At 46.3% G+C, this 24,512-nt stretch carries 23 protein-coding genes, 1 tRNA gene and 2 pseudogenes; 13 read left to right on the top strand and 13 right to left on the bottom strand.

All coding sequences use genetic code 11. The annotated features are described in order from the left end of the window. Nucleotides 1-166: 166 nt before the first annotated feature. Nucleotides 167-248 (top strand) — tRNA-Leu (locus IC21_RS04685). 265 nt (nt 249-513) lie between these two features. Here IC21_RS04685 and IC21_RS04690 read toward each other — a convergent pair. Then, nucleotides 514-939, bottom strand: a pseudogene (locus IC21_RS04690) (DUF2935 domain-containing protein). A gap of 308 nt (nt 940-1,247) precedes the next feature. Between IC21_RS04690 and IC21_RS04695 the strand changes: the two are divergent. From IC21_RS04695 to IC21_RS04715, 5 genes are all read left to right on the top strand, one after another. Then, nucleotides 1,248-2,048 carry a GDSL-type esterase/lipase family protein gene (locus IC21_RS04695; RefSeq protein WP_029142799.1) on the top strand — a complete coding sequence of 267 codons (801 nt, stop codon included), beginning with the start codon at nt 1,248-1,250 and terminating at the stop codon, nt 2,046-2,048. Beyond that, nucleotides 2,045-2,956 carry an ABC transporter ATP-binding protein gene (locus tag IC21_RS04700; RefSeq protein WP_013860237.1) on the top strand — a complete coding sequence of 304 codons (912 nt, stop codon included), beginning with the start codon at nt 2,045-2,047 and terminating at the stop codon, nt 2,954-2,956. Before IC21_RS04695 ends, IC21_RS04700 begins: the two co-directional genes overlap by 4 nt. Beyond that, nucleotides 2,953-3,933, top strand: coding sequence for a DUF2705 family protein (locus tag IC21_RS04705; protein WP_029142798.1), 981 nt, complete (start codon nt 2,953-2,955; stop codon nt 3,931-3,933). The genes IC21_RS04700 and IC21_RS04705 overlap by 4 nt, the downstream gene beginning before the upstream one ends. Before the next feature lie 118 nt (nt 3,934-4,051). Continuing rightward, nucleotides 4,052-4,585, top strand: coding sequence for a DUF6241 domain-containing protein (locus IC21_RS04710; protein WP_029142797.1), 534 nt, complete (start codon nt 4,052-4,054; stop codon nt 4,583-4,585). A gap of 18 nt (nt 4,586-4,603) precedes the next feature. Next, the gene (locus IC21_RS04715) at nt 4,604-5,161 is read left to right on the top strand and encodes an NADPH-dependent FMN reductase (RefSeq protein WP_029142796.1); all 558 of its coding nucleotides are present in this window, start codon (nt 4,604-4,606) and stop codon (nt 5,159-5,161) included. 268 nt (nt 5,162-5,429) lie between these two features. Here IC21_RS04715 and pflA read toward each other — a convergent pair whose 3' ends face one another. The 3 genes from pflA to IC21_RS17675 form a co-directional block, all read right to left on the bottom strand. After that, on the bottom strand, nt 5,430-6,167 hold the full coding sequence (pflA, locus tag IC21_RS04725; RefSeq protein WP_029142795.1) for a pyruvate formate-lyase-activating protein: 738 nt from the start codon (nt 6,165-6,167) through the stop codon (nt 5,430-5,432). Between the two features lie 79 nt (nt 6,168-6,246). Next, nucleotides 6,247-8,511 (bottom strand): formate C-acetyltransferase, encoded by a 2,265-nt coding sequence (gene pflB / locus IC21_RS04730; RefSeq protein WP_013860232.1) that lies wholly within the window; start codon nt 8,509-8,511, stop codon nt 6,247-6,249. A gap of 425 nt (nt 8,512-8,936) precedes the next feature. Continuing rightward, on the bottom strand, nt 8,937-9,323 hold the full coding sequence (locus tag IC21_RS17675) for a DUF2705 family protein (protein ID WP_367593424.1): 387 nt from the start codon (nt 9,321-9,323) through the stop codon (nt 8,937-8,939). A 159-nt stretch (nt 9,324-9,482) separates the two neighbouring features. Here IC21_RS17675 and IC21_RS04735 point away from each other — a divergent pair, with 159 nt between their 5' ends. Further along, a complete protein-coding gene (locus IC21_RS04735) occupies nt 9,483-10,319 on the top strand; it encodes a formate/nitrite transporter family protein (protein ID WP_029142794.1) in 837 nt (278 codons plus the stop codon). A gap of 65 nt (nt 10,320-10,384) precedes the next feature. Here the strand turns inward: IC21_RS04735 and IC21_RS17680 are convergent, their stop codons facing one another. The 5 genes and pseudogenes from IC21_RS17680 to IC21_RS04755 all read right to left on the bottom strand — a co-directional run bounded on the left by IC21_RS17680 (nt 10,385) and on the right by IC21_RS04755 (nt 13,264). Then, the gene (locus IC21_RS17680) at nt 10,385-10,546 is read right to left on the bottom strand and encodes an ATP-binding cassette domain-containing protein (RefSeq protein ID WP_328005523.1); all 162 of its coding nucleotides are present in this window, start codon (nt 10,544-10,546) and stop codon (nt 10,385-10,387) included. A gap of 124 nt (nt 10,547-10,670) precedes the next feature. After that, a pseudogene (locus IC21_RS17685) lies at nt 10,671-11,116 on the bottom strand (ATP-binding cassette domain-containing protein); the annotation flags it as partial. 12 nt (nt 11,117-11,128) lie between these two features. Further along, on the bottom strand, nt 11,129-11,821 hold the full coding sequence (locus tag IC21_RS04745; protein ID WP_029142793.1) for an amino acid ABC transporter permease: 693 nt from the start codon (nt 11,819-11,821) through the stop codon (nt 11,129-11,131). Continuing rightward, a complete protein-coding gene (locus tag IC21_RS04750) occupies nt 11,808-12,605 on the bottom strand; it encodes an amino acid ABC transporter substrate-binding protein (RefSeq protein ID WP_029142792.1) in 798 nt (265 codons plus the stop codon). The genes IC21_RS04745 and IC21_RS04750 overlap by 14 nt, the downstream gene beginning before the upstream one ends. Before the next feature lie 194 nt (nt 12,606-12,799). Next, the gene (locus IC21_RS04755; protein WP_017554409.1) at nt 12,800-13,264 is read right to left on the bottom strand and encodes a ferritin-like domain-containing protein; all 465 of its coding nucleotides are present in this window, start codon (nt 13,262-13,264) and stop codon (nt 12,800-12,802) included. 172 nt (nt 13,265-13,436) lie between these two features. Between IC21_RS04755 and IC21_RS04760 the strand changes: the two genes are divergently transcribed. Further along, complete coding sequence (locus IC21_RS04760; protein WP_013860225.1) at nt 13,437-14,366, top strand: manganese-dependent inorganic pyrophosphatase; 930 nt, start codon at nt 13,437-13,439, stop codon at nt 14,364-14,366. 562 nt (nt 14,367-14,928) lie between these two features. On the opposite strand, the gene IC21_RS04765 is transcribed toward IC21_RS04760, so the two are convergent. Further along, nucleotides 14,929-15,552: a MarC family protein gene (locus IC21_RS04765; protein ID WP_017554411.1), complete on the bottom strand. Its 624-nt coding sequence runs from the start codon at nt 15,550-15,552 to the stop codon at nt 14,929-14,931. Nucleotides 15,553-15,872: 320 nt separating this feature from the next. Here IC21_RS04765 and queG point away from each other — a divergent pair, with 320 nt between their 5' ends. The 5 genes from queG to yhbH all read left to right on the top strand — a co-directional run bounded on the left by queG (nt 15,873) and on the right by yhbH (nt 22,446). Further along, nucleotides 15,873-17,003: a tRNA epoxyqueuosine(34) reductase QueG gene (gene queG / locus IC21_RS04770; protein WP_029142214.1), complete on the top strand. Its 1,131-nt coding sequence runs from the start codon at nt 15,873-15,875 to the stop codon at nt 17,001-17,003. 274 nt (nt 17,004-17,277) lie between these two features. Continuing rightward, entirely contained in the window at nt 17,278-18,159 is an 882-nt protein-coding gene (locus IC21_RS04775) for an amidase domain-containing protein (RefSeq protein ID WP_017554412.1), read from the top strand. A gap of 35 nt (nt 18,160-18,194) precedes the next feature. After that, nucleotides 18,195-18,668, top strand: a complete 474-nt coding sequence (trmL, locus tag IC21_RS04780; protein WP_026104866.1) for a tRNA (uridine(34)/cytosine(34)/5-carboxymethylaminomethyluridine(34)-2'-O)-methyltransferase TrmL — start codon at nt 18,195-18,197, stop codon at nt 18,666-18,668. A 506-nt stretch (nt 18,669-19,174) separates the two neighbouring features. Then, complete coding sequence (locus IC21_RS04785; RefSeq protein ID WP_017554414.1) at nt 19,175-21,070, top strand: PrkA family serine protein kinase; 1,896 nt, start codon at nt 19,175-19,177, stop codon at nt 21,068-21,070. Nucleotides 21,071-21,279: 209 nt separating this feature from the next. Next, nucleotides 21,280-22,446: a sporulation protein YhbH gene (yhbH, locus tag IC21_RS04790; protein WP_029142215.1), complete on the top strand. Its 1,167-nt coding sequence runs from the start codon at nt 21,280-21,282 to the stop codon at nt 22,444-22,446. Between the two features lie 100 nt (nt 22,447-22,546). Here yhbH and IC21_RS04795 read toward each other — a convergent pair whose 3' ends face one another. From IC21_RS04795 to IC21_RS04805, 3 genes are all read right to left on the bottom strand, one after another. Continuing rightward, the gene (locus IC21_RS04795) at nt 22,547-22,783 is read right to left on the bottom strand and encodes a hypothetical protein (protein WP_019721273.1); all 237 of its coding nucleotides are present in this window, start codon (nt 22,781-22,783) and stop codon (nt 22,547-22,549) included. A gap of 32 nt (nt 22,784-22,815) precedes the next feature. Beyond that, nucleotides 22,816-23,376, bottom strand: a complete 561-nt coding sequence (locus tag IC21_RS04800; protein ID WP_019721272.1) for a GNAT family N-acetyltransferase — start codon at nt 23,374-23,376, stop codon at nt 22,816-22,818. A gap of 130 nt (nt 23,377-23,506) precedes the next feature. Next, nucleotides 23,507-24,505 carry an inorganic phosphate transporter gene (locus IC21_RS04805; RefSeq protein ID WP_019721271.1) on the bottom strand — a complete coding sequence of 333 codons (999 nt, stop codon included), beginning with the start codon at nt 24,503-24,505 and terminating at the stop codon, nt 23,507-23,509. Nucleotides 24,506-24,512: the final 7 nt, after the last annotated feature.

Genomic DNA, 24,512 nt, shown 5'->3' on the forward strand with positions numbered 1-24,512 from the left:
AAGTAAAGCACGGTAGCCGAAAGTGTACAAAAAGAGTGTCTTGGAATACCCGATATTTAAACCTTGTCGAGAAAAACTTGACACATACTACAGCCCGGCACGGATTGACATTTTTTCAATTCTGTATATAATAGAATAGTGATGTTTGTCACGAATTCAATGATATGCCGGTGTGGCGGAATTGGCAGACGCGCACGACTCAAAATCGTGTTCCTTCGGGAGTGTCGGTTCGACCCCGACCACCGGTATCGTGTAAAAATCAGGGTTCTCACATTGTGGGAGCCCTTTTTTATTCGTTCTGCGTGCCGGGTTGAAAAAATGAGGCCCGCGATCCGTGTGCAGTTTTGGGGGAAAAGGAAGAGTGAAAGAAAAGAAGTTACAGCCCATAAAATGAGACCCCCTCCTTCGATCGTGTGAAGGAGGGGACCGGGGTGCCGGAAAAGAATACCATCCCGGTTTACTACCTGCCTGTTTTAACAGAACAGGGTGTTACCGCCTTAAACGAAGCTGGAATTACTGCTGGTACAAAATCGTCTGGGCCACGCCTATAAAGTACTCTGATTCTATAATAATATGGTTCAACACCACTTTAGCTGTCGGGTTGGTGCTGATCGGTTCACTTGCTTCCATAAGCGTGCGGCAAAACCGGATAAATTGTTCACTCTGCTGTAAGCAAAATTGGGTGAGTTGCAAAATATCCTGGTAGAGTGCCTGAGAAACTTGTCCGTTTGAACGATTCACCGTCTCAATATACCTTATTACGCGATGATGTGCCTCTGAAAAAGCTTTTTCCCATCCCTGTAATGCCTCCACATATTTTTGCTCAAGATTTCTGACAAGCTCCCGGATCACAATCGTATGTTCTTCTTCCTGGTGTTTCTAAAACTCAGCCTCATCCAGTACACGAAGAGTCATTTGATTCCCATAATAATACTGCATAGCCGCATCCTCCATCCTATTGGTCACTTCATACATATTCAAAGGATGGGGCAGTAGAACAAGACAAGGGGTTGTGTACTGGTACGAAAACCGTTGGACTATCTTCCTGTTGCTTATTTTAAGAGCCATCGTGTGCAAGGCCGCTTTTTGCCGGAAAGGCAGCCGCGGGCACTTTCTTTGATGATTTGCACCGGGATAACGGCAGAACCCGGAAAAAAACCGGCCTAAAAAGAAGAGCGCGCGATTTTAAAAAGTCCGCTTCCTTTGCTATCCTTTAAGTTACAAACAGAAAAGAAAGGAATAGCGAAATGAAGAAGCATTTAATTTCTGCCATCTCCATTGTTTCCGCCGTGTCAGCACTGTTGTTTCTGGCCGGCCTGTGGATGGTTTTTGAAGACCAGCAGGCGAATACCGGCGTAAAGACGGAAAATACCGGAACTGGCAAAAACACGAAAAAAGCGGGCAATACAAACGAGATCACGATTACAGCAATCGGCGACTCGCTGACAAGGGGGACGGGGGATACAGCCGGAAAGGGGTATGCCGGTTATACTGCGGATGAGGTAAAGAAAAAAACAAAGAAGGCTGTTCTGTTGCAAAACAATGGGATCAAAGGGCTTACATCAAGCGGGCTGCTGGAACAGATCAAACAGCCGCAAATCAAACGTGAACTCCGGAGTGCGGATATCATTTTGCTGACGATCGGCGGTAATGATTTGTTTGCAGGCGGGGAGGCGCTTGGCCATTTGGATAACGCTTATATCGAAAAGTTGGAAAAGCCTTATTTGGTCCATTTAAAACAGATCTATGCAGGGATCCGGGCGGTAAACAAAACGGCAACCGTCTATCACGTCGGGCTGTATAATCCTTTTATTGATCTGTCTCAGGCGAAAACCACCTCTGCGATCGTCCGGAAATGGAATTTTGATTCGGCTTCCGTCGCAGCTGATTTTCCAAAGGTGGTCTATGTGCCGACATTTGACCTTTTTGAACTGAATGTGAACGACTATTTGTACAGTGACAAATTCCATCCGAATATGGCCGGTTATCAACTGATCGGAGAGCGTGTTGCTTCCCTGATCCATTTCCGGGAGGAGAAAGCGAAATGACGGCTATTCCCGCACTTAAGGTGCTCAATGTAAGGAAAAAAATTGGCAGGAAAGAAATCATCAAAGGCATCAGTTTTGAAGTAATGCCGGGAGAGGTGTTCGGGTTTCTCGGTCCGAACGGGGCAGGGAAGACAACAACGATCCGGATGCTGACAGGCCTGATCCGCCCGACTTCGGGAAAAATTTTCATTGGCGGAAAAAACGTCCGGACCGAGTTTACGGAAGCAATGAAAAATCTCGGCTGCATTGTCGAAAATCCGGAGATGTACCCGTTTTTGACCGGCTATGAAAACCTTGCCTATTTTGCGCGGATGGATCCGTCCATTCCGAAAAACAGGCTGGATGAAGTGGCAGCGCTCGTTGGCTTAAGCAGCCGGATCCATGATAAAGTGAAAACATACTCTCTCGGCATGCGGCAAAGGCTTGGCATTGCCCAGGCGCTCCTTGGGAACCCGAAGCTTTTGATTCTTGATGAACCGACAAACGGGCTTGACCCGGCAGGCATCCGGGAAATGCGCGAGTTTATCCGGTCGCTTGCTGAAAAAGAGCATTTAAGCGTCCTCGTTTCTTCGCATTTGTTAAGCGAGGTGCAGCTGATGTGCGACAAGGTGGCCATTATCCATAACGGCCGGGTGGTCCGCACCGGGAATGTACATGAGCTGCTTTCCGAAAAAGCGCGCACCTTTTGGAAAGCAGTCCCGGCAGAAAAAGCGCGCACCTTGCTTCAGGCGGAAACACAGGTGGCAGAGGGGGAAGACGGCCTCCTTATCACCCCATATGATGAAGAAAAAAATGCTTTATGGAACGAGATGCTCGTGCAAAACGGGGTCCGGGTAAAAGAAATAAAAGCCGTGCTGCCGGCGCTGGAAGATTTGTTTTTGGAACTGACAGGGGGCAGGAAAAAATGATCCGACTCATATACAATGAACAGCTGAAGCTTTGGAAGAAAAAGCGGATTCTTGTTATTATCCTGATTATCGCCTGCCTTGTTCCCATTTTTACCTACGCGCAGTACAAAGAATCAAAAGCGCTGCAGGAAAAAATCGGGACAAGCGACTGGCGGGTGCAGCTCCAGAAACAAATTGTCGATACGCAAAACCGGCTTGGATCGGCAAGCCTTTCCGATGATTTCAAAAAATATTTGCGTATGACATTGAGCCAGGAACAATATTATCTCAACCATAACATCAATCCGAACGCGCCGGGCGCCCCGACGTTTATGCGGGTATTTATTGAAAATGCGATCGGGATGCTTTTGCCGCTGTTCGTCATGGTGGCGGCGAGCGATATCGTGTCTGCCGAGGCGGGCAGCGGGACAATCAAATTATTGCTGACGCGCCCCGTGAAAAGATGGCGCATCCTGCTTAGCAAATACATTGCCATGCTGCTGTCCGTTTCGTTTATTTTGCTGTGCACAGCCGTTTTTACCTATGCCATTTCCGGAATAGTATTCGGCTACCGCGGCTGGAACATGCCAATGCTTACCGGTTTTACGATAAAAGGGGACGAGCTCCTTACTGCACATGTGCATGCTGTCCCGCAATGGAAATATTTGCTCATGGCGTTCGGCCTTGCCTGGTTTGTCTGCGTCGTTTCAGGCAGCCTCACGTTTATGCTTTCTGTCCTGTTGCGCAGCACGGCCGCCGTAATGGGGATTATGTTATCCTCATTGATTGCCGGCGCGATTTTGACCAACATGGTATCGGCCTGGCCAAGCGCAAAATATTTGTTTATGGTGAATTTGCAGCTGACGAATTATCTCAACGGCACAAGCCCGCCTGTTGAAGGCATGACGCTCGGATTTTCGGTTGCTGTGCTGCTTGTATGGCTTTTTCTTTCGCTTATGGTGTCTTTTGTTGTGTTTACGCAACGGGATGTTTATTAAGAAAAACGGAATTCCGCCAATTTCCGGTAAAATTTTTTCGCTGCATTAATACAATGATAAAGCAGGATTTTTTACGGGACAGCGCGAATTTCGTATGATAAGCAAAGGGGGAGATGCTGTGTTTCAACGGTTTATCGTTGGGATGGGGATTGCTGTGTTTATGTTTATTGCAGGTGTCACGTATTTTTACTTTAACAAAGGAGAAGCAATTGCAACGGAGGCAGCACCTTCGAAAAAACCGGCTGCAGAGGAAGAGACGGCTGCAAAAGCGGTTATACAGGCAAGTTTCCGCCAGAAGACGCCTGAGCGCAAACTTTCGGCATACAAAAGCATGAACGAAGAAGAATTGGTGCAGGAAGTACATAATATGACGCATCAAAAAGTGGCGGCAAATGAAAAATGGGGAGCTTCCGAAATCACAGAAGAAAAGGTGGACGCCCTGTATTCGGCGATCAGCAATCAAACTTTTGCGGATACAGAACTGCAGGATATGCTGCTCGGTATATTAAAACCGTGGAAAAAAGGCGATTTCAGCAATGCGGTGAAGGCCCATAATGAGATTTGGGCTTACCAGAAAGGCAACATCGGAAAAGCGGAGCGGCGGTTGACGCCTTCTGAAGAAGCGGCATATATTAAGGAAAATTTCAAATGACATCAGGAAGTGGAAACGGTGAAAATTTTAGGTATATCCGGCTCGCTTACCGGTGAGAAGACCTCCATTGGTGTATATGAGGTGCTTATGGCAATTAAAGCGGAAGATTCGGAAGCGGAAACTGAACTGCTCGATTTAAAAGATTATGAAGTGGAGTTTGCAAGAGGGTTTCCACTTTCTTATTACAATGATGATACGATTGCGGCCGTTAATAAAATGCTGGAAGCGGATATCCTTGTTTTTGGCTCGCCGGTATACCAGGTGTCCATTACAGGCGCTTTGAAAAATCTGCTCGACCATTTGCACCGCGATGCTTTTCAGTCCAAAGTATGCGGTATTGTGATGAACGGCGGCTCGGACAAACATTTTCTTGTTGCTGAATACCAGCTGAAACCGGTATTAACCTTTTTAAAGGCCACCTGTGCGGTCCGCAATGTTTTTATTCACAATGATGATTTTAATGAGGACAATGAAATCATCAATACCGATATCCAGGCACGCATCCGAAAGCTTGCGCATGAACTGTTGCAATTGGGAAAAGCTTTCTCCAGAGGCAATCCTGGAAATTTGGGATGATGCACTTTTGCAGCATGGTGCTGCAGCCGTTGCGCGCGGGCGGTAGCGTATCATCAGCGAAGCTTAGCGCAGGCGTGCTTAAAGCGAAGGAAGGCGCCGGATATTTTTGCCGCTATCTTGCCGCATGCATGCAGCACCAGCAGAAGGATGAAAAATTCGGGCAATTTTTTAGGATAGACAGAAGGCGAACACTTTTCCACGCTTTCTGAACGTTGTATCGTTCTTTAGGAAGAATAAAAAAAAGCGCCGGCGGGCAGCCGGCACTTTTTTACTGCAATTCCCTTTTCAAAATCTGTTCTGCATGTGCAACTTGTTCTTTTGTCGGCGGTTCGACACCTTTGAGGGGGTAGTCAATGCCGAGCGCCTCATATTTGTAGACACCTAACTTATGGTACGGAAGGATTTCGATTTTTTCAACGTTTGGCAGGGAATGGATAAAATCAGATGTTTTTTGCAAATCTTCTTCAGAATCGAAGCCGGGAACGAGCACATGGCGGATCCAGACCGGAATATGCTTGTCAGCGAGATACCCGGCGAAATCGAGAATATGCTCATTTGACATGCCGGTGAGCCATTTATGCTTTTCCGGGTCAATATGCTTGATGTCCAGCAATACAAGATTTGTATATTCCATCAATTCATCCAGTTTTTCCATAAACCGCGGGCTGCGCGAGAAACATCCGCCTGCTGTGTCAATGGCAGTATGGACGCCAATTTCTTTGCACGCTTTAAACAATTCGATCAGAAAATCGAGGTGCAAAAGCGGTTCGCCGCCGCTCACTGTAATGCCGCCGTGGGAAGCTTCAATAAAAGGCAGGTAATCGCGCACATCACTCATAATCTCTTCGACGCTCATTTCATTGCCTTCATTGATTTTCCACGTATCCGGGTTATGGCAAAATTTGCAGCGCAGCGGGCAGCCTTGCGTAAATACGACATAGCGGATGCCGGGCCCGTCAACCGTGCCAAATGATTCAGTGGAATGAATGCGCGTTGTCATGTTCATCTCAATCAAATCCTTCTATATAGATTCCCCATAAGTTAAGTGTTAAATAGGGGGGAGGGGGCATGCCGCCCGAATCAGTTTACATCATTTCATGGAACGTCCGGTTAATGACTTCAAGCTGTTGTTCCCTTGTCAATTTGATGAAGTTTACCGCATATCCCGATACACGGATCGTCAATTGCGGATATTTTTCCGGATGATCCATCGCATCCAGCAATGTTTCGCGATGCAGGACGTTGACGTTTAAGTGGTGCGCTTTTTTCGCCATATAGCCATCCAGCATGCCGTCCAGGTTGGAGACCTGTGTTTCTTCTTCGTGTCCGAGCGCTTCCGGGACAATCGAGAAAGTGTTGGAAATGCCGTCAAGCGAATATTTATAAGGCAGTTTCGCAACAGATGTCAACGATGCGACTGCGCCGTGCGAATCGCGGCCGTGCATCGGGTTTGCGCCAGGGGCGAACGGTTCGCCTGCTTTCCGGCCGTCCGGTGTGCTTCCTGTTTTCTTGCCGTATACGACGTTCGATGTAATCGTCAGGATCGAAGAAGTATGGACAGCGTTCCGGTAAGTCGGATATTTTTGCAGTTTTTGCATAAACGATTTGACGAGATTGACGGCAATTTGGTCGACGCGGTCATCATTGTTGCCGTATTTCGGATAATCGCCTTCGACTTCATAGTCAACGGCAAGGCCATCTTCGTCACGGATGACTTTTACTTTCGCATATTTGATGGCGCTTAGAGAGTCGGCCGCAACAGACAAGCCGGCAACGCCGCAAGCCATCGTGCGCAGTACATTGCGGTCATGCAATGCCATTTCAAGCCGTTCGTAGCTGTATTTGTCATGCATATAATGGATGATGTTTAAAGCATTGATATAAACGCCTGCAAGCCAGTCAAGCATCCGGTCGTATTTTTCCATTACTTCATCGTAATTGAGATATTCCGAAGTGATCGGCTGGAACGGAGGTGCGACTTGCATTTTATACCGTTCATCAACGCCGCCGTTAATCGCATATAGCAAAGCTTTTGCCAGGTTGGCGCGGGCGCCGAAGAATTGCATTTGTTTGCCGATCCGCATCGCCGATACACAGCAGGCAATGCCGTAATCATCGCCGTATTCTTCACGCATTAAGTCGTCGTTTTCGTACTGGATGGCGCTCGTCTTGATCGACATTTTCGCGCAATATTGTTTCCATTTATCCGGCAGTTTCGTCGACCAGAGCACGGTCAGGTTCGGTTCCGGCGCAGGGCCGAGGTTGTCGAGCGTGTTCAGGAAGCGGAACGAGTTTTTCGTAACGAGCGTACGGCCGTCCAAAGCCATACCGCCGATCGATTCTGTTACCCATGTCGGGTCGCCGCTGAACAGTTCATTATATTCTTCCGTCCGTGCAAATTTGACGAGGCGGAGTTTCATGACAAAGTGGTCGACGAGTTCTTGTGCTTCCCGTTCAGTCAAGACGCCGTTTTTCAAATCTCTTTCAATATAAATGTCAAGGAAAGAGGATGTGCGCCCAAGGCTCATGGCCGCGCCGTTTTGTTCCTTAATGGCAGCCAGATACGCGAAATACAGCCATTGGAAAGCTTCTCGTGCGTTTGAAGCCGGTTCGGAAATATCGAATCCGTAGCTTTGTGCCATTTGTTTCAATTCCTGCAATGCGCGGATTTGTTCCGAATGTTCTTCGCGTTCGCGGATGACTTCTTCTGTCATCAAGCCGCAGCCGATTAAGTCAAGATCTTTTTTCTTTTGTTCAATTAAATAATCTACCCCGTAAAGTGCAACGCGCCGGTAGTCGCCGATAATGCGGCCGCGACCGTAAGCATCCGGAAGGCCGGTTACAATGCCTGCATGCCGTGCAGCTTTGATTTCCGGCGTGTAGGCATCGAATACACCCTGGTTATGGGTTTTCCGCCATTCTGTAAAAATATGTTTGATTTCCGGATCAATTTCATAGCCGTAAGATTTTAAGGCGCTTTCTGCCATCCGGATTCCGCCAAACGGCATCATCGAACGTTTGAACGGTTTATCGGTTTGGAAACCGACAATTTTTTCAAGTTCTTTGTTTAAATACCCCGGGCCATGCGATGTAATGGTGGATACAATTTTCGTATCCATATCCAGGACGCCACCTTTTTCGCGTTCCTGTTTCGATAGTTCCATGACCTGGTCCCATAATTTTAAAGTGGCTTCAGTCGGACCGGCAAGGAAGCTTTCATCGCCTTCGTAAGGGGTTACATTTTTCAAAATAAAGTCCCTTACGTCGATTTCTTTTTGCCAGTTTCCTCCTTTAAAGCCTTCCCATTGTTTTTTAGAGAGCGGTGCTTTTGTCAGCAATTGTTCAGTCATTTTAAATTGGCCTCCTTTAAGCCTATTAATGAGCTGCCTTCAGAATTGGATGTTTGTTTGTTAAATAGTGAACATTTCTTATTACGCCTTCATTTTAGCACGGGCAATTTTAAAAAGATAGTGATAGCGTTCACATTTTAGGGCCGGAAAATGCAGTTGTCAAAGAATGTTCAAAACATTTGGCCGTAGATATATAATAGAAAAATGCGATGAAAGCGTGTTATAACACAAATTGATCAGTTTTTCACATGATTATTTTTCTTGGAAGGAGTTTGTAATTTGGTAACATGATCAATATTTCACAAAATAGACACAGCCAGATGAAAGCGGTTGCGGTATATTTTTCGTGTAAGCTTGAATTTTTTGCTTACATTTAAAAGCTGGATCATGGTATTCCCCCCTATATGACATCCATTTTTTTAATTTTAAGCGCTGATGCAATTAGAATGGCAACTTCTAAAACGAGTAAAATAAATATACTGTAATGAATATTTAAAATATTTGTAATATAAGCTATTCGCTTTGCCTAAATTTTGTTTGAAACCCATTCCGTAATTACTAAGGGATAAATAATAAATATACTTTGGCAGCCCTTTTTCACTAATTGAAATGCAGGAAAAAACGATATAAATATTGACGATCAGAAACGCAATGCAGGAATTTAAAAACATTTCCAAAAGAGACTGGAGGCTGATGATAACATAGATCATCAAAAAATAACTGAATAGCAATATTCCCATTCCATTATTTACATTCACTTGCCCCCAAAAAACCCTGATCAAATTGATAAGGCACTGGCAGCCAATGAACACCAGTAATGATGGCTGTCAAAAGCCCCTTCCTTTGTAATCGCTTCATAAACGTTCAAAATATATACAAACACAAACAGGGAAAAAGGGGATATGATAGAAAGGCAGTTATTTGTGATATAGTTCACAATTAAATATTTTTTCATGTTGGAGATGGTGTTTATGTACGAGGCCGTTGAATCTGTTGTTCAAATGGCATTAAATAAGAAAAAATATCTGGAAGAATCCTTGCTTCGTTATGTGACAAAAGCAGTGTTGGCAAGTATGTTTATCGGTTTTGCCATTATTATTTGTTACCGTCTTGCCGAGCCATTTTTTGATGCGAAGTCTCCGGTTACTTCCTTTATGGCTTCCATATTTTTCGGTGCAGCGCTCGTGCTTATTATGTTTGGCGGCGGCGAGCTATTTACCGGCAATACGATGATGATGACGATGAGCACGGTAAAAAAAGCGACAACTTGGAAAGATGCGCTCACAAACTGGGTGGCAACGTATGCCGGAAATTTGATGGGGGCGGCGATTTTCGCACTGTTTATCCATTACAGCGGACTCTATGCAGATTCGGATAACAGCCAGTTTTTAATGTCGGTTGTGGGCGGGAAAATCAGCCTGACAACAGCCCAAATGTTTTTCCGTTCGATCCTTTGTAACTGGCTTGTTTGTTTAGGGTTCTGGGTTCCGATAAACGTAAAGGGGGACGGGGCTAAAATCGCTTCGATGATGCTGCTCGTGTTTGGCTTCGTCATTTCGGGCTACGAACACAGCATTGCCAATATGGTGCTGTTCGCGCTCGCACTTGCTGCCCCGCACCCGGATACGATTACACTCGTTGGCATTTTGCACAACCTCGGCGTGGTAACGCTCGGAAATATGATTGGCGGCGGCGTCTTTGTCGGTGCCATGTACGCCTTCTTAACGTCAAAGAAAAAAGAAAAGGTGCCGGTTGCTGTTGTGGACACACACACCGTATCCCCTTTTTCTGTTGAAAAAATCAAGTAATATTAAAAAGAGCTGCCTTTTATTCAGGCAGCTCTTTTTAATATGGGATTAACCGCTCCGGCCCGTCAGCTTTGGATCAGCTGCAGGAATTGCTTGGTCCGTGCGTTTTTTGGATGATGGAACACTTCTTCCGGTTTGCCTTGCTCCAGGATGACGCCGCCATCCATAAATATCACCTTGTCCGCAACTTCGCGGGCAAACCGCATTTCGTGTGTCACAACGGCCATTGTCATGCCTTCTTCAGCAAGCTCTCACATTCAGCACGCCGCTTACAAGTTCCGGATCCAGTGCGGATGTCGGTTCGTCAAACAGCATCACTTCCGGCTCCATTGCAAGCGCCCTCGCAATCCCGGCGCGCTGCTGCTGGCCGCCGGAAAGGCTTGCTGGATACGCCTCTTTTTTATCAAGCAGGCCACCTTTTCCAGCAGCATTTCCGCTTTTTTTGCTGCATCCTGGCGGTTTTCCTTTTTTACAATGACCGGTCCCTCAATCACGTTTTCGAGAACCGTTTTATGCGGGAAAAGATTGTACTGTTGGAAAACCATGCCGGATTTTTGCCGCAAAGCTGCGAGTTCTTTTTTACCGGGATGCTGGGAAAAGTCAACGGATACATCATCGATCTGTATCCTGCCTTGATTTGGAATTTCAAGGGCATTCATACAGCGGAGCAGCGTGGTTTTGCCGGAACCGGACGGGCCGATGATGACGATCACTTTCCCTTTTTCAATGGTTAAGTCAATGCCTTTCAGCACTTCAAGGTTGCCGAATTGTTTATGTAACCCTTCTATTCGAATCATACAGGTCCCTCCTTACTTGCTGATGTATTTATCAAAACGGCCTTCCAATTTTTGCTGGATCATCGAGAGAATCAAACAAATCACCCAGTACAAAAAGGCGGCTTCGACATACAGCAGCATAAATTGATAAGTGGTGGAGGCAATTTCCTGGGCTTTACGGAACAGATCGGCCACCAAAATCAAGGAAGCAAGAGATGTATCTTTTACAAGGCTGATAAACGTATTGGAAAGTGGCGGCACCGATACGCGGACAGCCTGCGGGAACACAATTCTTCTTAAAGCCTGCGCATAGTTCATCCCGATCGAATAGGCTGCTTCCCATTGTCCCTTTGGAATCGACAAAATCGCTGCCCTGATCACTTCTGATGCATACGCGCCGACATTGAGCGAAAAGCCGATAATGGCGGCTGGAAAAGAACCAATGGTAATGTGCACAGACGGCAGCCCGTAAAAAATGATAAATAATTGCACAAGCAACGGGGTTCCGCGGATTGCTGAGACATAGATTCGGGCAATCCATTCCAGTATTTTAATGCCGGAAATACGTGCCAGCGCCGTAGCGAGTGCCAGCACAAGACCGATACAGAAAGTGATGATCGTTAATGGAATCGTATAATGCAAAGCTCCTTTCAGCATCGACAGAAGGGAACTTTGCACCAAATGCAGCTGGTCGCTGCTGATAAACGCAAGGTTATTGGGAAACATCTTCACCAAACCATTTCTTTGAAATTTTTGTTAACGTGCCGTCTTTTTTCATATCTTTCAAAGCATCATTTACTTTGTCTGTCAGTTTCCCTGAATGTTTCCGGAACAAAAAAGCGGATTTGCTTGCCTCGTTTGCTGTAGCGGCAACTTTAATGGCAGCATTCGGTTTTTGCTTTTTGTAGTCCAGATAGGTCAGGGAATCATTGACGGTGGCATCCACACGGTTTGAAGTCAAAAGCTGGACCGCTTGGTTAAATCCTTCCACACTTACAATATTGGCGCCATTTTTCTTGGCAATATCAGCATAGTTACTTGTAAGCGATTGGGCTGATTTTTTGCCTTTTAAATCAGCAAAGGACTTGATGTTCGTATTGTCTTTGCGGACAAGGACAACGGCTTTTGAAATCGTATAGGGTGTTGATAAATCATATTTTTTCTGGCGGTCTGCGCGAATCCCGACTTGGTTTGCGATCATATCAAACCGTTTGGAATTGAGCCCGGCAAACATGGCATCCCACTGTGTTTCTTTAAATTCGGCTTTTAATCCGAGCCGTTTTGCAACTTCTTTCGCAACATCAATATCGTAGCCTGTTAATTTCCCGTTTTTATGGAAAGAAAATGGCGGGTACGTTCCTTCTGTTCCGATCAAAAGGACGCCTTTTGATTTGATCTGGTCGTATAAGTCATTGGATTTTGAAGCGTTCTGGTTGTCCGTATTTTTTCCGCATGCCGTTAAAGCAAACAGCAAGCTGAACACGGCCAGCCATTTGATGTATTTTCTCATGTTGCCAACTCCCTTTCATGATTTTTGCAGTCTATGCCTATGCTTTAAACAGCATTTTGTATTGTAAACAAAGGGGTAAAAATATCCAGAAAAAAGGCTTTGTATCGTAAAATGGGTTAGCGGCAGAAAGGGGGGATAAAGCGGAACCGGCTTGAAAAAAAGCCGGCAGTTTTTCAAGATGTTTGAGCGCACGGTCAGCGGATATTGATGAGCAGATAAAGAAACCAGACGGCGTGATGCTGTTCGTCTTTTGCCGCTTCAAGAAACGCCTGCTTCATGGCAGGGCTATTTGCGGAACGCGCCAATTCTCTGTAAAAATCGACCGTGTTTTGTTCGTCTTTCACGGCAAATTCAAGCCCTCCTTTGTAAGTGGAAGGGCAGGCTTCGCTGATTTGCGGCTGCGGCCTTCTGCCTGTGAGGTTCGTGTAAAACTGCGAAAATGTGTGGAAATGGCGAATTTCATCATCACGGATTTCCATAATGATGTTCCGGGCTTCAGCCGACGGGGCTCTTCTTGCGATTTGCTCGTAGCAGGCGATGGCGCTGTATTCGCCGTTTATTGCCCGGATCAGATGGGCGAGCCATACTGCCTGCTGATTTCCGGCGTCAGGCTGTGTGTTTCTCAAACCGGCATGATTATCAAACGGATGGACAAACATTGGATTCCCTCCTCACTTTCAACCGGTATATCGTATGACGGGCAAAAGCGGATCGTTACGATTTTTTCTCATCCATCCGGCGGACAATGTTTAAAAATTTTCCCGAAATGTTTTATAATAGAAATGTCTATGCCAGATTTCCGTCATATTTTTTAAGAAAAGGAGCAAAGAAATGGAAAAGGTACTTGTTTTCGGCCATAAAAACCCGGATACGGATGCGATTTGTTCAGCGATTGCGTATGCAGAGTTAAAAACAAAATTAGGTGTTGATGCGGAGGCGGTCCGGTTAGGAGAATTGAGCAATGAAACGAAATTCGTATTGGAAACATTCCACAGGGAAGCCCCGCGCCTTGTCCAAACGGTTGCAAACGAAGTGGAAAATGTCATTCTCGTAGACCATAATGAACGCCAGCAAAGCGCGGACGACATTGGCAGCGTGCGTATCCTTGAAGTCATTGACCACCATCGCATCGCCAATTTTGAAACGAGCGACCCGCTCTATTACCGTGCGGAACCGGTCGGCTGCACAGCAACCATTCTAAAGAAACTTTACAAAGAGAACGGTGTGGAAATCAGCAAAGAAACAGCCGGATTAATGCTTTCTGCGATCATCTCCGACTCGCTTTTGTTCAAATCCCCGACTTGCACGGAAGAAGATGTGAAGGCGGCGAAAGAACTGGCTGAAATTGCCGGTGTGGATGCAGATACATACGGCCTTGAAATGCTGAAAGCCGGCGCGGATTTAAGTGACAAAACGGTGGAACAGCTGATTACCCTTGACTCCAAAGAATTTGATATGGCCGGCCATAAAGTGATGATCGCCCAGGTAAATGCCGTTGATACAAATGACGTGCTCGTGAAACAGGCGGAGATTGAACAGGCGATCCAGGCGCAGATTGCAGACAGAGGGCTTGATTTGTTCCTGTTTGTTGTAACAGATATTTTAACAAACGATTCCGCCGCGCTTGCACTCGGCAAATCGGCGGATATTGTGGAAAAAGCCTATCATGTCAAGCTGGAAAACCACACGGCCACTTTAAAAGGCGTTGTATCGCGGAAAAAACAAATTGTTCCGGTCTTAACCAAAGCCTTTCAGGGCTGAAAAAAGCCGATGCCGGCACATGGCACCGGCTTTTTTTAACCCGGAGGAAAGGAACGGGGCTTTCAGATCCCCGTATGTTCCTGGGAATTATGCTGTATTTTTAAATCCTTGCTTGCGGAATACCTGCTGTTTCCGAATATGGTACCGGTTTTTTCAACCTATGGGAAAGGAACTGGATTTTAACGGCTTTCCGAAAGAAGTCTCCCATCCTCAAGGAATGTGAAGGTGCGAATAGCACCAATGAGTAGGTGGGAGATGAATTTCGGTTGGCTTTAGCCAAAGTTATTTTTCCAATCCTTTTCTCAACAATTCTAAGATTGCGGCTGTTCTAGTTGGAATCCCATTTTCTTTTTTTTCGTTGGCTAGTAAAAGCAACGATAAGTCGAGAAGCCCCCACTTCAATCAAACCGTAAGGTTGATAAGTGGTGGGTAGTTCACAATACCCGTTTGTATGGATATTGTGCCGTGTATTTCAAATTTCCATGGACCAGATTTTTTACCACCCGGGACCGGAACAGGGCTTTCGGATATCCGTATGTTCCGCATAAGGAAGCGGACTGTTTTACAGCTTCGGGAACAGGCCGTGGATGCCGCTTGCGATCATTTGAACCGCCATGACGGCTAGAATCAGCCCCATCAGCCTCGTTATAATGTTAAGGCCGCTTTGCCCGAGTTTGGAAATAATCGAAGATGAATAATAAAACAATACAAAGGTTAAAGCAAGCACAATCGTATAGCCGACTAAAACACTTGCCAAATTTGGCAGGGAATGGGAAGACGTTTGCGCCATGACAGTTGCGATCGTCCCGGGCCCGGCCAGGATCGGAAGGGCAAGCGGTGTAACGGAAATGTCATCTCGCGCTTCGACTTCTTTCCGCTCATTCGGATGCGGGCTTTGCGATCTTGCATTTTTAGCGTGCAGCAGGCTGTAGGCAATCCCGAAGATTAATATCCCCCCTGCAACGCGAAACGCATGAATCGTAATCCCGAAGACCTCGAACAATAATTTTCCAATCAAAAGAAAAACCGTTAATATGATAAAAGAAACAATGACCGCTTTGCGGGCGGTTTTCCGTTTATCCTTTAAGGAATATCCGCCAGTTAATGAAATGAAGATCGGAATATTCCCGATCGGATTCATCACTGCAAAAAAACCGAGCGTAAGTTTTATGATTTCGCCGAACAATTTCCACCCCCCTTTCCGTTTACTTTCTATAGCATTACCCTGTTGGCGGAAAATGTAACAAGGGCCAACGGTTTTTAGATCGGATCCCGCGTTTGAACGGGCGCCTTTACAGAAGCGGATGTCTTTAATATAATGTTCATATCGTTTTGATGTATGCAAGAAAGAGCGCAGTGTTTCACCCGGAAAGCGGGGGAGGATACCTGCGTTTTTGTTGTGGCCATCATTTTTACATTTGCATGATGGCGCTTTTTACAATGGGCAACAAGCAGCAATACTTATTTGTTTTTTATATAGATTGTTTGTTTTTTGGGAGGTGAATTATGGATACGGCCGAATTGAAAAAAGAAATCATTGCCTTCAGCAAAAAGATCGGGATCGATAAAATCGGTTTTGCCTCTCCGGATCCGTTTACAGAGCTGAAGCAGCGCCTTATCCGCCAGCAGGAACTCGGCTACCAGTCCGGTTTTGAGGAAAAAGATATTGAAAAAAGGGTGAATCCTTCTTTGATTTTTGATTCGCCCCAGTCGATTATTGCCGTTGCGCTCGCCTATCCGTCAAAAATCAAAGATCCGCCGAAAGGGAAAAAAGGCGCACGCCGTGGGATCTTTTGCCGGGCTTCATGGGGGGAGGACTATCACACCATTTTAAGGGACAAGCTTTCGAAACTGGAAGATTTTCTTAAAGAAAAAGTGGAAGGGGCCCGCTGCAAATCAATGGTCGATACAGGGGAACTCTCCGACCGGGCGGTAGCTGAGAGGGCCGGCATAGGCTGGAGCGGAAAAAATTGTTCGATCATCACACCGGAATTTGGTTCCTATGTGTACTTAGGCGAAATGATTACCAATATTCCGTTTGAACCGGATACGCCTGTCGAGGACCAGTGCGGGGACTGCCGGAAATGCCTGGACGTCTGCCCGACCGGCGCGCTTGTTTCTGCCGGGCAGCTCAATGCGAAACGGTGCATCAGCTTTTTAACGCAGACAAAAGATTACCTGCCGGATGAGTTTAAAGGGAAGATCGGCAACCGCGTGTACGGTTGTGATTCGTGCCAGACCATCTGTCCGAAAAACAAAGGGATGGATTTTCATTTTCATGAGGAAATGGAGCCGGAACCGGAAACGGCCAAACCTCTTCTGGAACCGATTCTCCGCCTCAGCAACCGCGCGTTTAAAGAACGGTTCGGCCATATGGCAGGATCGTGGCGCGGGAAAAAGCCGATCCAGCGAAATGCGATGATCGCGCTCGCCCATTTTAAGGAAGAAAGCGCGGTACCGGAACTGATCCGGATTTTGCAGGAAGATCCGCGCCCGGTTATTCGCGGGACGGCTGGCTGGGCGCTTGGGAAAATCGGCGGGGAAGAAGCAAAAGCGGCACTTCTTTCCGCACGCGAACAGGAAGAAGATCCGGATGCCCGCAATGAAATCGAAAAAGGCCTTGCCTTTTTCGAATAGCCCATGCCGCGGTGAACGCGGCACCAGCAGGAGAATGAAAACCAGCCGGCGCATATTTTTAGGATAGACAGGGATGCTGTTTCTTTTGGTGGATGCGGGTGAAAATCCGTTGCTGCGTTAAGAAAGCCCGGGGACCGTTCCTTCGGCTGCCGCTTTTTATGTGCCAAAAGCAGAGCCAACGCAAATTTTCAGCAAAACAAAAGAGCCATTGCGCTTTCACACTGATTTCCCCCGTTTTTTCATCATATAGTGATGAAGAGAGGGGGGTTTCTGATTGAAAGAACAAATCCAGGCACATCTTGAAAACAGGCTTGCCCACTTTACCGGGCGTGGAACAGAGCGGGAATTTGAAGACATTGAACGAAAAAAGACGGGGCTTTCAAATCGGGATGCCCGGATTGTAAAGGTGAAAGCGGAAGCAAAAGTAACCCGGGCTGACCAGGAGGGAAGCCACAACTTTCTTTATTATACGGTGCACATGCAATATATGATCAAACAAAAAGCGGCTTTTTACATCGAAGAAGCAGTGGAGGAAAGAAAAGCATCTTTTTATGATGGAAGGCTTTATGAAGATGAAGAACTTGTGCCGGATATTCCGGAATGGCGCGGCCCTCAGCCGGATGATAAAGAGCAGAAAGCTGTTTCATCCGGCGGCGAACGGATCGCATATGTGTATGACCGCATGAAAGCTGTCCAGTATGCGGAAAAGTGGTGGAACCGTTTTAATCCGGCTTACAAATCGTTCACGGATGACTGCACGAACTTTATCTCGCAATGCCTTCACGCCGGCGGGGCACCGATGCGCGGATACCCGGACAGGGCAAAGGGCTGGTGGATGATGCACAATAATTGGAGTTACAGCTGGACGGTTGCGCACTCGTTTAAGACATACCTGCAGTATTCTAAAACCGGTTTGCGCGCAAAGGAAGTTTCGTCCCCGCAGGAGCTGAAGTACGGCGACGTTATTTGTATCGATTTCCAGGGGGACGGCCGGTTTGACCATACGCTCATTGTCACGGGCTATGATTATTACGGCATGCCGCTTGTGAATGCCCATACGACCAATAGCCGCAAACGGTACTGGACATATGAAGACTCTTCCGCCTATACGCCGAATATCCGGTACAAGTTTTTTACCATTGAAGATGACAGTTGAGAAACGTGTTATAATAAGTCCCGAGGTGACAAATGTTGAGCTTGCATGTTGTATTGTACCAGCCGGAAATTCCCGCCAACACAGGTAATATTGCACGCACTTGCGCGGGGACCGGGACAACGCTCCATCTGATCCGCCCGCTCGGCTTTTCAACGGATGATAAAATGCTGAAAAGAGCCGGGCTGGATTATTGGAAGCATGTGAATATTGTCTATTATGATTCACTGGAAGAATTTTTTGAAAAAAATGCGGACGGCGAGATTTACTACATTGAGACGTTTGGCGAAAAGCCGTTTACGGATTTTGACTTCAGCGATCCGGACAAAAATTTATATTTCATGTTCGGCCGGGAAACCTCGGGGCTGCCGAATGACTTGATTGAAAAAAATAAGGACCGCTGCCTGCGTATCCCGATGACAGACAAAGTGCGGTCGCTTAACCTTTCCAATACTGCCGCCATCCTTGTGTATGAAGCATTGCGGCAGCAGCATTATCCGGGATTAAAATGACAAAGGGCCGGGCTGGTTTATCTCCCGGCCTTTCGTTTGCGGAAAAGCTCCAATGCCGAAAATGGTTCGGGAACATCCTCCCTTTTGCCCATGGAAGATGCCCGATACAAAAAAATCTTTCGAACGTTAAGCTTGCACTTAATACTCCGGTTCTTGCTCGCGAAAGTTTTCCCCTTTTTCTTCGTATCCGGCCGTAAAAATGGCAGACAGGAATGAAATCGCTACCAATATAATAAGGAACGTTTTCAATTGGACATTCCCCCTGTTTTTCCTTCTTTGAACCCATTATAGCCCATTTCACTGAAAGATGCACCTATTTTCAATTTTTGAACGTATCGGCTTCATCAGGATCCACCGGCTCTAAACCAAGTTTTCCCATCTCTGTCTTTCGCCGCCATCCGATGTCCTCCCGCTCCGAATGAGGTTGTCTCTTTTTATCATGTTCCCTCGCTTGGGGGCATAGATTATATAAACGTCTCTTCAAAAAGACTAAGGGGAGGTACGAAATGGATATTCTGAGGAAACTCACAAACTACCGTGAAGAAGAGGAAAAACTGAGATGGGAAGGAACGTTCAGGGATTATCTTGACTTGCTGAAAGAAAAGCCATGGGTTGCACAATCCGCTCATTCCCGAGTTTACAATATGATTAAGGATGCCGGTGTGGAGGAAGTAGACGGAGTAAAAAAATACCGTTTTTTCAGCCATCAATTATTCGGTTTGGAAGAGGCGCTTGAAAAATTGGTGGAAGAATATTTCCACCCGGCTGCGAAAAGGCTGGATGTCAGAAAACGGATTTTATTATTGATGGGACCTGTAAGCGGCGGGAAATCCACGCTTGTGACGATGTTAAAACGGGGCCTTGAAGCGTATTCGCGGACTGAACAGGGTGCTGTTTTTGCCATCAAAGGCTGCCCGATGCATGAAGATCCGCTCCACTTGATTCCGCAACATTTGCGGGCGGATTTTTACGGGGAATACGGCATCCGGATTGAAGGTAATTTGTCCCCTTTGAATATGCTGCGGCTAGAGGAAGAGTATGGCGGAAGGATTGAAGACGTGCTCGTTGAAAGGGTCTTTTTTTCCGAAGACAAGCGCACGGGGATCGGCACATTCAGCCCGTCGGATCCGAAATCGCAGGATATCGCGGATCTGACCGGCAGCATTGATTTTTCGACCATTGCTGAGTACGGTTCCGAATCGGATCCGCGCGCTTACCGCTTCGACGGCGAACTGAACAAGGCCAACCGCGGCATTATGGAATTTCAGGAAATGCTCAAATGCGATGAGAAATTTCTCTGGCACTTGTTGTCGCTGACGCAGGAAGGAAATTTCAAAGCAGGCCGGTTTGCGCTGATTTCTGCCGATGAATTGATCATCGCGCACACGAATGAGACTGAATACCGCTCTTTTATTGCCAATAAGAAAAACGAAGCTCTGCACTCGCGGATTATTGTCATGCCGGTTCCGTATAACTTGCGGGTAACCGAGGAAGAGAAAATTTATGAAAAAATGATCCGGGAAAGCGACGTGGCGGATATTCATATTGCTCCGCATACGCTGAAAGTTGCGGCCATGTTCACTATTTTAACAAGGCTGCGCGAACCGAAGCGGGCGGATATCGATTTGCTCAAGAAAATGCGCTTGTATGACGGGATGGCAGTAGAGGGGTACAATTCACAGGATGTAAAGGAACTGAAAAATGAATATCAGGATGAAGGCATGTTCGGGATTGATCCGCGCTATGTCATCAACCGTATTTCCTCTACGATCATCAAAAAAGAAATGAAATCCATCAATGCCCTCGATGTGCTTCTGTCTTTGAAGGAAGGGCTTGACCAGCATCCGTCGATTACCCCGGAATTGAAAGAGAAGTATTTAAATTTCATTTCTTTAGCGCGGAAAGAATACGATGAAATTGCCAAAAAAGAAGTGCAGAAAGCATTTGTATATTCGTATGAAGAGTCGGCGAAAACGCTGATGGACAATTATCTCGACAATGTAGAAGCATTCTGCAACAAAGTGAAGCTGCATGATCCTTTGACAGGAGAAGAAATTAACCCGGATGAAAAACTGATGCGGTCGATCGAAGAACAGATCGGCATTTCGGAAAATGCAAAGAAAGCGTTCCGGGAGGAAATTCTCATCCGCATTTCGGCTTATGCGAGGAAAGGGAAACGGTTTGATTATAATTCACACGACCGTCTCCGTGAAGCGATCCAGAAAAAATTGTTTGCGGATTTAAAAGACGTTGTCAAGATTACAACATCTACAAAAACGCCGGATGAACAACAGTTGAAGAAAATCAATGAAGTGGTGGCACGTTTAATTGATGATTACGGCTATAACTCCACATCGGCCAATGAACTGCTGCGCTATGTCGGGAGCTTGCTGAACCGGTAATCCGGCAGCCGGGCGATATCAGCCCGGTTTTTTCTTACCCGGTAGTGGTCTGTTTTTCAAAGAAAAATGTCAAATATTCTGCTTTATTGCATAAGATAATGTAATCTTAAATGTTATAATCCAATCTGGTTTTTAAACGCCAAAATAGCATATGAATTGATTTCCGGTATGGTGACGGCGCAAGCATTTTCAAAAAAGGGAGGATGAGCATGGATAAACAGGATCAGAAGCATTTTGTTCTTTCACAGGAAGACTGGTCGCTCCACCGCAAAGGGCATGATGACCAGGTCCGCCATCAGGAAAAGGTCCAGGAAGCCATCCGCAACAATCTGCCCGACTTAATTACAGAAGAAAGCATTATCATGTCAGACGGCCGGGATGTTGTCAAAATACCGATCCGGTCATTGGACGAATATAAAATCCGCTATAATTATGATAAAAATAAACATGTCGGCCAGGGGCAGGGCGATTCCAAAGTCGGGGATATCATTGCACGCGACGGTTCCCCGCAGGAAGGCCCGGGCAAAGGCCAGGGAGCAGGAGACCAGCCGGGAGAAGACTATTATGAAGCGGAAGTAACTCTGATGGAGATCGAGGAAGCATTGTTCAGCCAATTGGAACTGCCGAATCTCCAAAGGAAAGAGCAGGATGAGAACACAGTTGAAGCGATTGAATTTAACGATATCCGAAAGACGGGGCTGATGGGCAATATCGATAAAAAACGGACGATGATGTCGGCGTTTAAAAGAAATGCGATGAATGGCAAACCGGCCTTTCACCCGATCGTGCCGGAAGATCTCAAATTCCGCACATGGAATGAAGTGGAAAAACCGGAATCAAAAGCGGTTGTCCTTGCGATGATGGATACAAGTGGAAGTATGGGGATATGGGAAAAGTATATGGCGCGCAGCTTTTTCTTCTGGATGACGCGTTTTTTGCGGACGAAATACGAGACCGTGGAAATTGAATTTATCGCCCACCATACAGAGGCAAAAGTCGTATCGGAGGAAGATTTCTTTTCAAAAGGGGAGTCCGGCGGCACCATCTGTTCATCGGCTTACCGGAAAGCACTCAGCCTGATCAATGAAAAATATGACCCGTACCGCTTTAATATTTATCCTTTCCATTTCTCGGACGGCGACAACCTGACATCAGACAATGCGCGCTGCGTGAAACTTGTCCAGCAAATCATGAAAGTCTCGAATATGTTCTACTACGGGGAAGTGAACCAGTACAACCGCCACAGCACGCTCATGTCGGCCTATAAAAATATTAAAGATGAAAAATTTAAATATTACGTGCTGAAGCAAAAAGCGGATGTATTCCATGCGATGAAAAGCTTTTTTTCAAAGAAAGCGGACAAAGCTTTGGCATAAGAAAAAAGGGGCTGCACAACGGCTGGTGCGGGCCCCTTTTTTTGCGGGTGCTGAAACATGGATGATTCGCCTGAGTCGGTATGCGCCGCGCGCTGTGAGCTCATAAGTTTTCTACCCATATCTTATATTTAAGGATGCCATCTTCCCGAAATTCTTCTGTATGAACAAGGTATGTTACATCTGGTAATCCACATAAAGCATAGGTAAGAACACTAGCAACTTTCAAATCAGGAGTAATAAATCCCCTTCCTTCTCCCATGTCACTAACGCTGGAGAACCCCACTTCTTCAGCCTCCCGAAATGTATCATAAATTCGATCATCTATCGTCCATTCCATGGGGATATCTCCTTTCCTTTATTCTATGGACGCTAAAAATGTTCCTCTCTTAAAATGGAATAGATTTTGATATCCCAATGTTTTCCTTTTGCATAAACGGCTTTGCGCAAAGTGCCTTCATAGGTCATGCCGGATTTTTCCATGACGCGGGCGGAAGCAATATTTTCTGCAAAACAGCGGGCCTGGATGCGGATCAGATACATGCGTTCAAAACCGAAGGCGATTAGCTTTTTAGCGGCTTCTGTCATGATGCCTTTTCCCCAGTACTCAGGAGAAAGGGCATAGCCAATCTCGGCTGTTCCTTCTTCCGGCTTCCACCATACAAAATCGACCGTCCCGATCAGCTTCCGTGTCTTTTTGTCTTCAATTCCCCAGGGGGCAATCCTGTGTTCGCGGTACTGGCCGAGCACAAAATTAATGAAATTTTTCGAATCGCGGACAGACCGGTGTGCATCCCATGTCACGTATTTTGATACTTCACTTCTTGATGCATAGGAAAATAAATCGAGCACGTCATCCCGCTTCAGCTTTCTTAAAACAAGCCGGTCCGTTTCAAGCAGCGGCAAGTTCCGGTATATGTCTTCGATTCTCACGTCTATCCCCCGCAGTTCTGATTGGTTTATTAAAAATGTATCATAAAATGGAAATTCTTCAATTGTTTATGTAAATTTCTTTCGTATAAAAAAAGAGCACGCTGAACGCTGCTCTTTTTTTAACCCCGTTTTACCAAAAAAGGCTTACAATATGATAAATCGCACCGGACAAAACGGCTGAAATTGGAAGGGTAATGACCCAAGTGATCACCATTCTTTTTGCAGTATCCCACTTGACCCCTTTAATCCGGTGGGCCGAACCAACCCCGAGAATGGAGGAAGAAATGACATGGGTGGTGCTGACCGGCAAGTGGATAAATGTCGCGCCAAAAATGATGAAAGCTGAACTCAGGTCGGCTGCAACCCCGTTAATCGGCCGGATCTTCATAATATTGCCGCCAACCGTTTTAATGATCCGCCAGCCGCCCATCGCAGTGCCAAGCCCCATTGCCGCCGCACAACCGACCTGGACCCAGAACGGAATATGGTTATCAGCGATATAATGGTTGGCAATCAAAGCCATTGTGATAATCCCCATCGATTTCTGGGCATCGTTTGTCCCATGGGAGAAAGACTGGAGGGCGGCGGTGAAAATTTGAATCAGCCGGAAGTGCCGGTTTGTTTTTGCAAGATTAAAATTCTGGAATGCAACTTTAAAAATGCTGTAAACCGTAAAACCGATCGTAAAAGCGAGGATCGGGGATAAAAGTAAGGCTTCGATAATGCTGATAAAACCACGGTATTCGATCACATGAAATCCTGACGAGGCGATCGCCGCGCCGGCAATGGATCCGATAATCGCATGGGAAGAACTGCTTGGAATGCCGAAATACCATGTAATCAAATTCCAAATAATCGCTGAAATCAATGAGGACAAAATGACAATCTGCCCGTTTGCAAGGGTGAACGGGTTCACAATACTTTCTGTAATCGTCTCCGCAACACCTGTAAATGAAATGGCGCCGAGAAAATTCATAAGCGCGGCCATTATAATCGCATGCCGGGGTTTTAATGCTTTTGTCGAAACGGCCGTTGCAATCGCGTTCGCCGTGTCATGGAATCCATTGATGAAATCGAATCCAAATGCAAAAATCACAATTAAGACAGTTAATACTAAAATGCTATCCATTCAGCAG

This window comes from Heyndrickxia coagulans DSM 1 = ATCC 7050 (genome assembly GCF_000290615.1).
GTDB classification, from domain to species: Bacteria; Bacillota; Bacilli; order Bacillales; family Bacillaceae_C; genus Weizmannia; species Weizmannia coagulans.

Coding starts and splice junctions, on each gene's coding strand:
- IC21_RS04695 (WP_029142799.1), top strand. CDS start 1,248: ATGAAGAAGCATTTAATTTCTGCCATCTCCATTGTTTCCGCCGTGTCA.
- IC21_RS04795 (WP_019721273.1), bottom strand. CDS start 22,783: ATGGAATGGACGATAGATGATCGAATTTATGATACATTTCGGGAGGCT.
- IC21_RS04755 (WP_017554409.1), bottom strand. CDS start 13,264: ATGTTTGTCCATCCGTTTGATAATCATGCCGGTTTGAGAAACACACAG.
- IC21_RS04745 (WP_029142793.1), bottom strand. CDS start 11,821: ATGTTTCCCAATAACCTTGCGTTTATCAGCAGCGACCAGCTGCATTTG.
- IC21_RS04705 (WP_029142798.1), top strand. CDS start 2,953: ATGATCCGACTCATATACAATGAACAGCTGAAGCTTTGGAAGAAAAAG.
- IC21_RS04785 (WP_017554414.1), top strand. CDS start 19,175: ATGGATATTCTGAGGAAACTCACAAACTACCGTGAAGAAGAGGAAAAA.
- IC21_RS04700 (WP_013860237.1), top strand. CDS start 2,045: ATGACGGCTATTCCCGCACTTAAGGTGCTCAATGTAAGGAAAAAAATT.
- pflA (WP_029142795.1), bottom strand. CDS start 6,167: ATGAACATGACAACGCGCATTCATTCCACTGAATCATTTGGCACGGTT.
- IC21_RS04750 (WP_029142792.1), bottom strand. CDS start 12,605: ATGAGAAAATACATCAAATGGCTGGCCGTGTTCAGCTTGCTGTTTGCT.
- queG (WP_029142214.1), top strand. CDS start 15,873: ATGGATACGGCCGAATTGAAAAAAGAAATCATTGCCTTCAGCAAAAAG.
- pflB (WP_013860232.1), bottom strand. CDS start 8,511: ATGACTGAACAATTGCTGACAAAAGCACCGCTCTCTAAAAAACAATGG.
- yhbH (WP_029142215.1), top strand. CDS start 21,280: ATGGATAAACAGGATCAGAAGCATTTTGTTCTTTCACAGGAAGACTGG.
- IC21_RS04805 (WP_019721271.1), bottom strand. CDS start 24,505: ATGGATAGCATTTTAGTATTAACTGTCTTAATTGTGATTTTTGCATTT.
- IC21_RS04760 (WP_013860225.1), top strand. CDS start 13,437: ATGGAAAAGGTACTTGTTTTCGGCCATAAAAACCCGGATACGGATGCG.
- IC21_RS17680 (WP_328005523.1), bottom strand. CDS start 10,546: ATGGCCGTTGTGACACACGAAATGCGGTTTGCCCGCGAAGTTGCGGAC.
- IC21_RS04735 (WP_029142794.1), top strand. CDS start 9,483: ATGTACGAGGCCGTTGAATCTGTTGTTCAAATGGCATTAAATAAGAAA.